Annotated in this window: 10 protein-coding genes and 1 riboswitch; of the genes, 3 read left to right on the top strand and 7 right to left on the bottom strand. The window is 38.5% G+C overall.

Annotated features, from left to right (window positions below; genetic code table 11):
* Positions 1 to 9 precede the first annotated feature (9 nt).
* Together garD and UFO1_RS23215 are read right to left on the bottom strand one after the other, a co-directional pair.
* Positions 10 to 1,545: a galactarate dehydratase gene (gene garD / locus UFO1_RS23220; RefSeq protein ID WP_038674572.1), complete on the bottom strand. Its 1,536-nt coding sequence runs from the start codon at positions 1,543 to 1,545 to the stop codon at positions 10 to 12.
* 18 nt (positions 1,546 to 1,563) lie between these two features.
* Positions 1,564 to 2,877, bottom strand: a complete 1,314-nt coding sequence (locus tag UFO1_RS23215) for a lactate racemase domain-containing protein (protein ID WP_038674570.1) — start codon at positions 2,875 to 2,877, stop codon at positions 1,564 to 1,566.
* Between the two features lie 318 nt (positions 2,878 to 3,195).
* On the opposite strand from UFO1_RS23215, the gene UFO1_RS23210 reads away from it, so the two are divergent.
* Positions 3,196 to 5,109 carry a sigma-54-dependent Fis family transcriptional regulator gene (locus UFO1_RS23210; RefSeq protein WP_038674569.1) on the top strand — a complete coding sequence of 638 codons (1,914 nt, stop codon included), beginning with the start codon at positions 3,196 to 3,198 and terminating at the stop codon, positions 5,107 to 5,109.
* A gap of 78 nt (positions 5,110 to 5,187) precedes the next feature.
* On the opposite strand, the gene UFO1_RS23205 is transcribed toward UFO1_RS23210, so the two are convergent.
* Complete coding sequence (locus UFO1_RS23205) at positions 5,188 to 7,209, bottom strand: methyl-accepting chemotaxis protein (RefSeq protein WP_038675608.1); 2,022 nt, start codon at positions 7,207 to 7,209, stop codon at positions 5,188 to 5,190.
* Between the two features lie 143 nt (positions 7,210 to 7,352).
* A riboswitch (cyclic di-GMP riboswitch) is annotated at positions 7,353 to 7,438 on the bottom strand.
* Positions 7,439 to 7,608: 170 nt separating this feature from the next.
* Here UFO1_RS23205 and UFO1_RS23200 point away from each other — a divergent pair.
* Positions 7,609 to 8,946: a Na+/H+ antiporter NhaC family protein gene (locus tag UFO1_RS23200; protein WP_038675606.1), complete on the top strand. Its 1,338-nt coding sequence runs from the start codon at positions 7,609 to 7,611 to the stop codon at positions 8,944 to 8,946.
* A 156-nt stretch (positions 8,947 to 9,102) separates the two neighbouring features.
* On the opposite strand, the gene UFO1_RS23195 is transcribed toward UFO1_RS23200, so the two are convergent.
* On the bottom strand, positions 9,103 to 9,741 hold the full coding sequence (locus UFO1_RS23195; protein WP_038674567.1) for an RpiB/LacA/LacB family sugar-phosphate isomerase: 639 nt from the start codon (positions 9,739 to 9,741) through the stop codon (positions 9,103 to 9,105).
* Positions 9,742 to 9,773: 32 nt separating this feature from the next.
* Entirely contained in the window at positions 9,774 to 10,559 is a 786-nt protein-coding gene (locus tag UFO1_RS23190; RefSeq protein ID WP_038674565.1) for a gluconate 5-dehydrogenase, read from the bottom strand.
* Between the two features lie 167 nt (positions 10,560 to 10,726).
* Here UFO1_RS23190 and UFO1_RS23185 point away from each other — a divergent pair, with 167 nt between their 5' ends.
* On the top strand, positions 10,727 to 11,587 hold the full coding sequence (locus tag UFO1_RS23185) for an AraC family transcriptional regulator (RefSeq protein WP_038674563.1): 861 nt from the start codon (positions 10,727 to 10,729) through the stop codon (positions 11,585 to 11,587).
* A gap of 131 nt (positions 11,588 to 11,718) precedes the next feature.
* Here the strand turns inward: UFO1_RS23185 and UFO1_RS23180 are convergent, their stop codons facing one another.
* Both UFO1_RS23180 and UFO1_RS24670 read right to left on the bottom strand, forming a co-directional pair.
* Positions 11,719 to 12,849, bottom strand: coding sequence for a YibE/F family protein (locus UFO1_RS23180; protein WP_051789066.1), 1,131 nt, complete (start codon positions 12,847 to 12,849; stop codon positions 11,719 to 11,721).
* A gap of 84 nt (positions 12,850 to 12,933) precedes the next feature.
* Positions 12,934 to 13,686: a TIGR03943 family protein gene (locus UFO1_RS24670; RefSeq protein WP_038674561.1), complete on the bottom strand. Its 753-nt coding sequence runs from the start codon at positions 13,684 to 13,686 to the stop codon at positions 12,934 to 12,936.
* Between the last annotated feature and the right edge of the window lie 18 nt (positions 13,687 to 13,704).

The following is a 13,704-nucleotide window of genomic DNA, read 5'->3' as shown; positions in this document are numbered from 1 at the left end:
TACGAACTATCAGGTTACTGGCGCAGGGTTAAATAAGCATAACGCATTCTGCAGCCCCCAGTGCTGAGCCCAAGTTTGTTTACGACCGCTGGCAACTTCGATAATGAGCCGAAAGATTTCCCAGCCAATTTCTTCAATCGTTGCATCGCCAGTTGCAATTTGTCCTGCATTCACATCAATGAGATCATGCCACTCTTCTGCCAACGCGTTCCGGGTCCCGACTTTGATAACTGGCACCATGGCCAATCCATAAGGCGTTCCTCGCCCAGTGGTGAACACTTGCACATGGATCCCAGAAGCCAATTGCAGGGTACCACAGACAAAATCACTTGCTGGCGTTGCTGCATAAATCAGTCCTTTTTCCTTAGCCTTTTCACCAGGAGATAACACTCCTACAATAGCACTGCTACCGGATTTGACAATCGAACCAAGGGCCTTTTCCACAATGTTTGCCAGACCGCCTCTTTTATTGCCCGGCGTTGTGTTCGCACTGCGATCCACTTCGCCAAGATCTAAGTAATGATCATACCATTTCATTTCTTGAATGAGTTTACGACCGACTTCTTCATTCGCGGCACGAGGCGTTAATAAATGAATTCCATCTCTCACCTCTGTGACTTCTGAAAATAATACAGTCGCTCCAGCGCGCACTAACAAATCAGCTGCATATCCCACTGCTGGATTAGCGGTAACACCTGAAAAAGCATCACTCCCGCCACACTGCATGCCAATCACTAAATCCGAAATAGGACAGGTAACCCGTTTTCGAGCATTCAATCTTTTTAACTGTTCTGTAGCCTCTTCCATAATTTTCTCGACCATTTTACTAAACCCACGTTGCTCTTGTAATACAACGATTGCTGCAGCATCACTGTTTTGGCTCATTTTTTCTGGCATCAGCTTTTCACACCCCAAGCCAACAATCATTATTTCTCCACCAAAGTTAGGATGAGTGGCAATATTTTGTAGAGTACGAATGGGAATAATCGCTTCAGGAGCATTGATCGCTACACCACAGCCGTAATTATGATTTAATGCCACTACATCTTCCACATTAGGGTACTCCGGAAGTATTTCTTCTTTGATTCTTTTTACCGCATAATCAAGAACACCGGCAACACATTGAACACTGGTACTAATGCCAAGAATATTTTTTGTTGCCGCACTGCCATCTGCGTTGCGAAATCCTTCAAAGGTGTACCCTTCAAGAGGCGGAAGTTTTGGGGGAACCTTGCTCGCAATGGATAAATCGTCTAAGTTTGGTGAAGTCGGCATACGCATTAATGATTCATCAATCCAACTGCCTTTAGCAATGGGACGAATTGCATATCCAATCACTTCACCATAGCGAACAATCTCCTCTTCTTGTTTTAAATCCATTAAGGCAACTTTATGCCCTTGTGGAACATGCTCTTTGAGCTCAAGACCGCAAGGAAACACTGTACCTTCTGGCAATCCTCCAGCATTGACAACAATCGCAACATTATCTATTGGGTTAATCTTAATGTAAAGAGGCACTTCTTTTTTAATGTCAGTCAAAGTCATTCTCTCCTTTATTTCATCTTACTCTCTGATAATAGACGTAATTAGATTTCCTTCCACATCAAATTCCATGTATTGCGGCTCACTTTCTGCTTCTAACCCTTCATATTTTCCATGATTAACATCCTCATAATATGCTTCTGATAACATAATCTGTCCAATATGAAGACTATTCGGAATACGAATGATTCTTGCCTTTCCTTTGTTTACATTATTTAAAGTTCGTATACATAATTGAATGGCTTCTTTATCGGTTGCTACAACAATCGGAATTCCCGCTGACTTTAGTACGGTACTTGTCAAACAATTAGGATACATCTTTTCAGGATCCAACTTATCAAATAACCGTTTTGTAATTGCACTAGCTAAGCCAGTACCTAATCCATTTCCATGAGAACAATCTGTAATATCCAACATACACGTTCTTTGAACCTGCAAACCACCGGTTGCATAATCGGTAGAAAATGTGCCTGTAATATTAGGGTCTACCCCAGTACCGCTATAGTTTTTGCCAATTTCGTCAACAATGAGAACGTCTCCCTCGCCTACAATTAACTGAGGCATATTAGCAGCCGCCCATTTTAATAATTCCGGTTCTCTAGCCATAATATCATCTTTATGAATGGCTTCTATTTTACAAGTTTCATCATATGCATTTTCCATACAGGGAATCGCTAGTAAAATGGGCGCTTTTTCCAGGATTATTTTTGCATTGGCCGGTAGATTCTCAGCAATCTTCCCCATACCATCGCTATGGACACTCTCTGCACCATGCTGTTTCCCTAGACCAACTACCATCATCTTACAAGGCCCACTCTCATATTCACCGCGGAATGCGTTATGAAGCTTTAGACGACAAGATACAATAATACCATCTGATTCATAAGCTATTTTATCTAAATAAACTGGCTTTCCTAATTCTGAATAACCTAACATTACGGTGTCCATGCAGGATTTTATCGGACATCCCATTTTTTCTTCTGTAATGTTATAGCCTGCTAATATTTCTATCTGTCCTTGTGCTGTTGCTCCGCCATGACTTCCCATTGCTGGAACAATGAACGGCTTGGCATTTTGAGCTTTCACAAAATCTACGATTGCTTTCGTAATAACATCTACGTTTGCAATCCCCCTGCTTCCTGCAGTAATGGCTATATTCATCCCCGGCTTAATTTGATCGGCACATTTTTCTTTGGATAATTCGGCAAAAACAACTCCTGGTATTTCTTTTGGCGTAATAATTGGTCTTGGGAATATTTGCTTTGCATAAAACATTTTAGGGATAGGTACATCCTTTAATAAATCTGATACAACCCCACCTTTTTTAATTTTCACGGTTTACTCCTCACTTTTACACCTTTCTTATATTAATAAAGCTTTTTAGACTCGCACATACTTCAACTATTGCAAATACCATGCCAATTGTCAGAATGTTGTAAATCTTATCTTCATACCTCATTTATCACCATAGCTGTAGGAAAATCTGCAACAATTGTTGCAGATTTTCCTACATATGTTGTTTCATGCCTACCTCTAAGCGTGTATAATAAAAAAGAAGAACAAGTAATTCTTTCCTGTTCTTACATAAAAACTATAGTTACACTTTTTTAACAATATATAATCTAAAGACTTAGTTAAGGGGAGTGATCCGATTTGTCTAAAATAGCCTTTATTGCTCCGGACAAACAATTGTTTTTGCAAGGCAAAGAAATTATCCAGCAACTTGGCTTAGAGCATAAATTTGACCTTTATTTAGCAAGGCTGAATCGCGGAATTCGCCTTGCTAAGAAACTACAAAACGAAGATGTTGATGTGATTGTTTCCAGAGGAGGAACCGCTCAATTAATTATTGAATCAAAAGTTAAAATCCCTGTGGTTGAAATCCCCATCACTGGCCAAGACTTGGCCCAAGTTTTTCATGAATCAAAGAGGCTAACAGGGTTACCTCATCCGAAAGTTGCCATACTAGCCTACCGCAATATGGTAAACGACATTGAAGTACTTTCAAAAATTCTTGCTATTGAGTTAGTCATTTATCCTCTGAAAACCGTCGAGGATATTCCTGCAAAAATAGCGGAAGTAGTAGCAACAAATGCCAATATTGTAGTGGGTGGAATCAAAACAGTACTGTTAGCTGCAGAAAAAGGCCTACAAACTCACCTTATCCGATCTGGAGATTTCTCCATTCGGTCCGCTTTTCTAGAAGCGCAAAAAATAGCCTTAGGCCGAAAATTTGAAAAAGAACGATCCCAAGAATTCAAAGCATTAGTGGACTATTCCTTAGAAGGTATTATTAGCATCAATCAAGAGCGGGTTATTAAAGTTTTTAATAGGGCAGCAGAGCGGTTATTAAATCGTTCTGCCAAAGAAATGCTCGGCAAAAGAATAGACTCCCTGCTTAATTTTATAAACGTTGAAACATGTTTAATAGAAGGACAGCAATCCATAGGCCAAGTTATACAACTTGGTGCTATTTGGATTACCTTTAACATTGCACCTATCATTGTTGACCAATCTATCATTGGAGCAATCATTACTTTCCAGGATGTCACACGTATTCAAGAAATGGAACTTAGAATCCGCAATGAAGTGATCGCTAGGAAATTTGTTGCAAAATATAACTTTAGTGATATCTTAGGAGTCTCCCCTCAGATTATAGAAAGCAAGCGAATTGCCCAAGAAATGTCTTCTATTAATGCCACTGTATTAATCTCTGGCGAATCAGGCACGGGCAAGGAATTATTTGCCCAAAGTATTCACAACGCAAGCCCTAGGAAGAATGGACCTTTTGTTGCCATCAACTGTGCCGCTTTACCACAAAATTTGCTTGAAAGTGAACTCTTCGGTTATGTCGAAGGAGCATTTACGGGTGCAACCAAAAAGGGAAAACCAGGTTTATTTGAAATGGCTCATAGGGGCACCATATTTCTTGATGAAATTTCTGAGATGGACAAATACGGGCAAAGCCGATTACTGCGGGTATTGCAAGAAAAGCAAGTCATGCGTCTAGGAGATGACAAATATATTCCTGTAGACATAAGGATCATTGCCGCTACCAATAAAAACTTGCTGGAACTTATTAAAGAAGGCCATTTCCGGCAAGATCTTTTTTACAGACTTAAAGTGTTAACAATAACGTTACCGTCATTGCGTAATCGCCGCACCGATGTAAAATATCTCGCACAACATTTTTTGCACCACTATCAAAGAAAGTACCTTAAACATCTGGAAATTACGCCTTCAGGATACGACTATCTAGCGAATTACTTTTGGCCAGGAAATGTTAGAGAACTAAAGTTTTTTATTGAAAGGCTCGTCGTAATAGCAAATGAAAAAACGATTACTGAGATTGTTTTACAAAAGTATTGGGACGACAGAGAATCCGCTCCAGAGCTTGCTAATGATACAGTCGAGGTGCCTTTACTATCAGAAGAAGATAGGATTATTTGTGCATTAACACAATATAATTCGAATATAACCCAAACAGCTAGATCCTTAGGTATGGATCGAAGTACACTTTATCGCAAACTAAAAAACTATAGAATCGAAGTCAAGAAAACCTACTAGGGAAAATAGCATTTTCTTTTAGATAGTCAAAAGCCGCTTAAAACGTATCGTTTTAAGCGGCTTTTTAACGAGAGATATTTATACTTTAAATTGGGCTATAATCGATCGAAGTTCTTCAGACATTTTGGCTAAGGCTTCACTGGAAGCGGCGATCTCTTCCATCGAAGCAGACTGTTCCTCAGTTGATGCCGAAACAGTTTGCGTATATCCTGCTGTCGCGCCGCTTATTCTGTCGATTTCCTTAATTGAGGAAACAATTTGCTCACTACCACCTGCTACCTGTTGAATGGCAGCAGAGATATCCCGAATTTGATCAGAAACTTGCTCTATTAAATTCAAGATTTCGCCGAAGGCCTTGCCTGCTGTATGAACTACTTCTGAACCTCGCTTGACTTCTTTTGTTCCTTCAGACATCACATTAACCGCTATTTCTGTATCCCCTTGAATTTCACCAATGAGTACTGCAATATGCTTTGCTGCGTCCTCGGATTGTTCAGCTAGTTTACGAACTTCTTCCGCTACCACAGCAAACCCTCTGCCCTGCTCGCCAGCACGTGCTGCTTCGATAGCGGCATTTAATGCAAGGAGATTTGTTTGACCGGCAATTCCAGCAATCGTATCAACAATTTGGCCGATTTCTTTGGAACGGTCGCCAAGTTTTTCAACAACCTGGGCTGAATTTGTTACTGTTTTTTCGATATTTTCCATCTGTTTGGTAGTATCTTCGATTGCCTTACCACCACTTCGGGCAGCAAGCGCGGTCTTTTCGGCAGTTGCTGCTACATTTTCAGAATGAGCAGCTACCTGCTGTATACTAGCAGACATTTTCTCAACAACATCCGTTGCAGCATCGACTGCTTGCATTTGGGAAGCACTGCCTGAAGCTACTTCCGTTATCGTTTCAGCTACTTGATTGGCAGCTATAGAAGATTGTTCTGCACTTGCCGTAAGTTCCTCGGAAGATGCTGCTACCTGCTCTGCTGAGGTAGCAATTTGTTGAACCAAACTGCGTATTTTTTTCACCATACTATCAAAATAAATCCCCATTGCTTCTAACTCGTCCTTGCCCGCGACACTCTGCGTTGTCGCCCCACCAATAACAGCCACTTGAGAAGTTAAGTCACCTTCTGCCATTTTTTCAATCGCTTGATTCAATCGTATAATCGGTTTCGTTAAACGCCTTGAAATTAGAATACCAAAACCACAAGCAGCAATAAGAATCAAGCCAATTGTAATAAGGGAGGACCTTAGAAACGGTGTTAATTTTACAAAAATCTCTTTTTCTGGGGCATTAATCCCTAAACTCCAGTGAGTTCCGGGAATAGGAGCGTAAGCTACATACTTTGTAATGCCCCCATCTACGTAATTACCAGTTCCAGTTTCCCCATTTACCATTTTATTCATTACCGTTTTAAGCTGATTATTTCCATCAGGATCCTTTAGTATATTGGTCTTCATGACTTGTTCTTTATCAGGATGTATAATGATTAATCCATCACCTTGAATGACATAGGCATAACCACTTTGTGCAACCTTAATTTCATTAACACGTGAAATGAGAGCATCAATAGGGACTGTACCGCCGAGAGCACCTATAATCTGGTTGTTCTTTTTGATCGGAGCAACAACAGATACTACCATTTTGCCATCCGCCTTAGAAATAATAGGATCGGTAGTTACCACTTTGCCAGTTGACATGACCTGTTTAAAATAGTCACGATCAGCGATATTCGTTCTATCACCCGATGTATGAATGGATTGCCCCTTAGCATCTACAAGCCAAAACCGTGAATAAATCGGATTGCGCTTGATCTCTTCTTTTAAGTAAGCAAGTGCGCCCGCCGTATCTCCATTAACAACACTTTGGTTCGTTGCCAATATTGAAACTTCGATTTCTCGAGTGCCTTTCCACGTTCCAATGTCTTCAGCATAGGCATTTGCTCGGTGGACAAGATCCTCCTCAACATCTGAAACTAATATGCTTTTTGCATTATAGAAATTACATACTCCTAGAATACTTAATGTAAGTAATAACCCAATCACTAAAACAGCTGTAACCTTTACCTGAATACTTTTTCCCATCCATTTAAGCAAATTCATAAAAAATTCTCCTCCAACTTCATTTTTCACTACTTGCCCAAATTGCCAGCTAGCCACCCTGAAGGCCTACCTATCTCCCAACAAAAATAGCACCTGCCCAAGGCAAGTGCTAATTAACTTATCATAATTAATATTTATGATTCACTAGCAACCTGGCAATCATAGACAACTTGTCTTTAGACCCATAGCTTTGCGTCCCAATTTTTCAATTGGTTTGCCAAAATTTTCTTTTTAATATTGTTCATTGTACACCCAATAGCCAAATTCGTCAAATAGTGCCAAAATGCAACGTTAAGAGTCATTTTTCAGCCTTGACTTGGAGTGCACATACACTATAAGATTTGAAGTGTCTTAGTATCTAATCAATCTTATTAAATAATTATGGAAGAAGTGATGACTTTGGACACTATAATCGTCTTTATTCTTTTTTTTATTTCTCTGCTTTTTAGCATTTATCATGATATTTCCATTATTTACTCTCTGCTTTTAGGGCTTATCTGCTTCTCTTTACTCTCGTTACGTCGAGGTTATACTGTAACAAATTTACTTCACATGATGATGATCGGCTCAAAAAAGTCCCTTATTGTCATCAAGATTTTTGTCCTGATCGGCGCAATAACAGCTGTTTGGCGAGCCAGTGGAACGATCTCCTTTATAGTGTATTATGCAATTGCCTTTGTCAGTGCAAAGTACTTCATACTATCCGCCTTTTTACTCTGCTGCCTAGTATCCTTTTTACTCGGAACCTCTTTTGGCACCGTGGGAACCATTGGTGTAGTACTTATGGTACTAGCCAAAGGGGGTAATGTTGATATCAATATGACGGCAGGTGCCATCATCGCAGGAGCCTATTTTGGTGATCGCTGCTCCCCTATGTCTTCGAGTGCTAATCTTATAGCGTCTTTGACAGATACCAAGCTGTATATAAATATAAATAATATGATGAAAACTTCGATCCTGCCATTTATCTTTTCAATTATAGGATATACCTACTTATCAAATGCGAATCCTCTGTCCTTTTATAACACGCAAATGACAGACGAGATATTGAAATCTTTTGATATAGGCATAATTACCTTATTTCCCGCTGCCATTATACTCCTGTTAGCAGCCTTTCGGATTGATGTAAAATTATCAATGGGTATCAGCATACTTTCTGGTATCCTGATTGGCGTTTATGTTCAACACATATCCATTTCACAAATGGCAACATACATTATGACAGGCTACACCATGGAACAGGGCGGCTTCTTTGCCAATATCATTCAGGGTGGCGGCCTATATTCTATGCTGAAAGTTGCTCTAATTGTTTTAATTTCCTCTTCCTACTCCGGCATTTTTGAGGGAACTGGTTTATTACAGCCAATTGAACTTTTCTTCGAGCGACTTAGCGAAAAAATCAGTGTCTATCCTACTACAATACTATCCAGCATCGCTACCGCTGCTTTTAGCTGCAACCAAACATTGGCAGTCATGCTCACCCATCAATTTGCCTATAAAATCTATGAGAAAAAACAACGTACCAAGTACCAATTGGCCCTCGACATGGAAAATACGGTCATCGTACTCTCCGCTATCATCCCCTGGAATATTGCAGGAGCTGTTCCTGCCGCTGCACTCGCAACAGATTCAGCCTTTATCCCTTATGCCTTTTATCTTTTCCTTGTACCCCTAGTTAATTTATTTTTTTCATACAAATTGAATCATTCAACCGATTCCAACACTACAAGCGAATAGGGACTCCAAGACTCTGCATCCCCCCTTATTCATCTAATTAAAAGGATGTTCAAATCTTACATACAACCCCTAGTTCAAATTACACTTCGAGTGCTTCCAAACGACAAATGCCCTAAAGTTCATTCGCTCTGAACTTTAGGGCATTTTTTTGTGCAGTTAAGCTAATACACGTTTGATATAAGCGGCAATTTCGTCATTTTTGCAATTTGCGAAGAAATACTCTTGGAATTTCTCTCCACTTACTGCACCTTTTAATAACTCTTGATCAATATTTTTTAATATCGTCAGCATATCTTGATGAGTTACTTTTTTAACTTCATCTAAGATTTTCTTGTTGCGTTGTTCTGGGATTACTCTATCTTTTGGATAACCTTGCCCGCTTTCGCCTAGAAATAATTTTTCAAAAATGTATTCAAGGTTTAATTCAGCACCCCAGCCAAATCCTTTGGCAAAGGGTAACGCAATTGCATTTCCGTCATTGATTTGAGCAAACATATAGGCATCGGATGGATCCACCACATGTCCGCATAACACTCCTGGAAAGGAATTGCACGATAACATAGCACCTTCTCCTGTGCCACATCCTGTTATAACATAATCTACTGCTTTTGAGTTTAACAAGATCGCTGCCAGAATTCCATTCTGTACATAAGTCAATTGCTCTTTATCCTCAGCACCATACATTCCGTAGTTAAATACTTCATGGCCCATAGGTTCTACCACTTTTTTCAAAGCGGAACAAATCATTTCATTTTTAGCCGCTTGGCTATTTTCATTGATTAATGCAATTTTCATATTTTTACGCCTCCTATAATCCAATTCTAAAGTTACGGTTGTTTTCCAATATAAGCTAAGATACCGCCATCTACATAAAGGATATGTCCGTTAACAAAATCAGAAGCATCGGATGCTAAAAATACTGCAGGGCTCTGTAAATCTTCAGGTGTTCCCCAGCGAGCAGCCGGTGTTTTTGCAATAATAAAGCTATTGAATGGATGTCCTTCTTCTCTTAGAGGTGCTGTTTGTGGGGTTGCAATATAACCAGGTCCAAGGCCATTACATTGGATATTATACTGTCCATATTCTGATGCAATATTTCTTGTTAACATCTTCAATCCGCCTTTAGCGGCTGCATACGCAGATACTGTTTCACGTCCAAGTTCACTCATCATCGAACAGATGTTGATAATTTTCCCATGACCTTTTTTAATCATTGAAGGTATTACTGCTTTTGCCACGATAAATGGTCCATTTAAATCGATATCGATTACCTGACGAAATTCTGCTGCTGACATTTCATGCATCGGAATACGTTTAATAATACCAGCGTTGTTTACAAGAATATCAATGATACCAACCTCTTGTTCCACTTTTGCTACCATGGCTTGTACTTCCTCTTCCTTAGTTACGTCAGATACATAGCCAAAAGCATTGATTCCAGCTTCTTTATAAGCTTTGATTCCTTTATCCACCAAATCTTGATTTATATCATTAAAAACAATCTTTGCACCTGCTTGGGCATAAGCACTCCCAATTGCAAAACCTATTCCATACGATCCGCCAGTTACTAATGCAACTTTTCCCTCCAGGGAAAACTTTTTCAAAATATCCATTCTATTTTACCTCCTTTTTATTTAAAACCCCTGTTGCTAGATTCTTGCTTATCTTACCTATGAAAGCAGTATATCATACTAATATTTCATAATCTTGTCATTCTTTCTTATAAATATTGCATATCTTGAACAAGCCCATTATAATTAGCATAGAAAGGATGTGTACTATGGAGAAATTCACATCTTGCAAGTTAGCAATCTTGGAATGCCTGAAAAACAAATATTATGCAATCGCACATTTGCACAAAGAAGAGAAAATCATGGATATGCATATCCATGATTGTTATGAAATCTATTATTCCATTTCAGGCGGGAGACAGTTTCTTATCGATAACCGTTTTTATGATATTAATCCAGGAGATTTATTTATTATCAATCAATTTGAGAGCCATTATCTAACCCAAATCAATAACATGGTTCATGAACGTATTATTATCTCGATCCACCCTGATTTTTTAAAGGAAATTTCGACGACAAAAACAGACCTGAACTATTGTTTTACCGAGCGTAATCAGCTATTTAACCATCGTATTTCATTAAACAAAGAGCAGCAGCATCGCTTTCTTTATTATATTGGCAAAATAACTACATTAAATGAATTTGGCAGTGATATTCTTGAACGGGTAGCTTTTATGGAAATGATGGTTATGATCAATAGTTTATTTATCAACAACCATAGCTCAGAAATAGCGGATTCCAACTTTCAGTACAATCAACAGGTGCAAGAAATCCTGACCTACATCAATCAACATATTACCGAGGTGATTACTGTAGAACAGCTGGCAGAACAGTTCTACATCAGTACCTCTTATATCTGCAGGATTTTCAAGGCAACTACAGGCACCACGATTAACAAGTACATTAATGCCCGGCGTATTACCATCGCAAAATCTTTATTAACTATGGGGCACGGAGTCGGTGAAGTCTGTGAGAAGTGTGGCTTTAATGATTACAGCAACTTCTTAAAAGCGTTTACAAAAGCAGTTGGCATATCGCCGAAAAAATATGGTCAATATAGTGCAAGCTAACGACTGGATACAGGCACTATATGCCCCAAAAAGATCATTATAAAACCTTATAAAACAAAAAATCCTCGACAACACTACATTAGTAGTATTGCCGAGGCTTTTTTGTTGTGGAGACGAGCTGAACCAGTGATTTACTGTGGTTTCTTGCAACACAAAAGCATAGACGAAATGATGGCCGTGAGAGGTATTGCATAAATCAAACCAATACTTCCTATTATCGCCCTAATTAATTCGGTCATAATACTTTGTGTATTGATTATATGGGTAAAAGACACACCATTATAGCTAGCTAGCAATAGTAATGATGGCATAAAACCACCAACATATGCCAAAATTAGAGTATTAACCATAGCACCCATCATGTCTCTGCCAACATTCATACCGCGTTTATACAGATCTCTCCAGTCAATTTTCGGATTTGCAGCCCATATTTCATATTGAGCTGAAGCTATAGAAATTGTTACATCTATAATAGCCCCTAACGCACCAATGATTATACTCGCGAACAATATGCCTTGAAAATCGATTGAAGGTATACCCGCTTTTAGAGTAACAGCCTCTTCTGTATCAATACCCGTCAAATGCATGAGTTGTATTGTCATATAGGATAATAAGCCTGCAATAAAAACACCGCCCCAAGTACCAAGCAAAGCTGCCCATGTTTTTTTTCTAAAACCACCAACTAACATAAGTACAAGTAGGCTTATAAATCCACAATACAATAGAGTCAGCAAATAGATATTTAACTGTGAGTGCATGGTATGCGCTAAAAAACCATGCCAAAGCAAAAACAAAACAAGTCCAATGCCTATTAATGACTTAACACCTGTAATTCGTCCAAAAATAAATAATCCTAATAATAATATACCTAATAATAATATGAAATATGGAATTCGATAAAAATCACCTATATAATAGCCTTCTATTCCATTTTCATTGAGAATTTCGATAACCAAACGATCTCCGGGGTTTACAACTAAATCAAAAATCTGTTGCTTCGCAGCAATAGAATGTCTAATTTCTACGATTTGACCTTTATTTGCCCCAGTCTCTAACCGTACTTTAACCAATTCCTCTTGATAATAATCTGGGTGTTCATCTATAAGCATACTCTTTGATAATACGATTGCATTTTCATAATGAGAAGAACTAGAGTCAACAATGTTTTTTGTTTGTGTATCTAACTCAAAATAAGTAAATAGAAAAGCCATCAAACCTAAGAATATTAAAGAATAACAAATCGTATACCATCTCTGTTTCAACAGATTCCCCCCATTAATGTAAAATAGTAAACTATAACATATACTTCCTAAATGCTAGCTAAGCAAACTCAGTTAGTGTTAACCTTAAGGGAAAACATAAGGAGAAAACAACGCATCGATTTGCTTGACCCATGTAATTTTAATAATAGGAAATTCTTTTCCTTGATACTCATTGGTTTCTATAATTCCTTGAATTTGATACCAATTTCCATCAGTGTAATTCGCTGCATCTTTAATTTCGCACAAGAGACCATAAGGAGAAGCATCTGCCACACAACATCCAATAACATATCTAACTAAAGAGAACCGATTGGGAGATGTTGCTGAACCTTTAAAAATAAATCCCTTCATCTCAATCTCTTTCCCTGCATACTCTTTAGGATAACGATTAATTTCAGACATAACTCCAAGAAAGTTTTGATCCGAAACTTTAATAAAGTTTGTTTGTCGAAGTTCATCTGCCAATGGCCGGTATTCTCTGTTAGAAACTTCATTGGAAATCTGACTATTCAAGCCTTTATTATTAACTAAGCTTGCGTTAAGAGATGAATTCGGTAATATAAAAGCGATTAACAAGGTCAGAACGAACGGGGAATATTTCCAATATGTTCTATGACTATGAGATCCGCATACAGACTGATTCCATGCCTTCTTTAAATTCCAACACTGTCTTAGAAACATCATAAAGAGTATATATCCGGATATTTTGATTAAACTCGTAACTCTGGGATGAACATATAAAGTTAACTGGCTAGTAGTGATTATTGAAAATAACAGTATAATAAATCCCAATAATAGTACAACTCTTACGAAAATATCCCTGTTTAATTGTGGCATTTCTAACGTGACCTCACT

Source organism: Pelosinus sp. UFO1, from assembly GCF_000725345.1.
In the GTDB taxonomy this organism is placed as follows: Bacteria; Bacillota; Negativicutes; order DSM-13327; family DSM-13327; genus Pelosinus.
Note: the sequence above shows the minus strand (reverse complement) of the source record. Positions and strands in the feature narration are given on the sequence as shown.

What these genes read in the sequence shown, in the direction of transcription:
- garD (WP_038674572.1), bottom strand. Translation starts at nt 1,545, where the DNA reads ATGACTTTGACTGACATTAAAAAAGAAGTGCCTCTTTACATTAAGATT.
- UFO1_RS23205 (WP_038675608.1), bottom strand. Translation starts at nt 7,209, where the DNA reads ATGAATTTGCTTAAATGGATGGGAAAAAGTATTCAGGTAAAGGTTACA.
- UFO1_RS23195 (WP_038674567.1), bottom strand. Translation starts at nt 9,741, where the DNA reads ATGAAAATTGCATTAATCAATGAAAATAGCCAAGCGGCTAAAAATGAA.
- UFO1_RS23190 (WP_038674565.1), bottom strand. Translation starts at nt 10,559, where the DNA reads ATGGATATTTTGAAAAAGTTTTCCCTGGAGGGAAAAGTTGCATTAGTA.
- UFO1_RS23185 (WP_038674563.1), top strand. Translation starts at nt 10,727, where the DNA reads ATGGAGAAATTCACATCTTGCAAGTTAGCAATCTTGGAATGCCTGAAA.
- UFO1_RS24670 (WP_038674561.1), bottom strand. Translation starts at nt 13,686, where the DNA reads ATGCCACAATTAAACAGGGATATTTTCGTAAGAGTTGTACTATTATTG.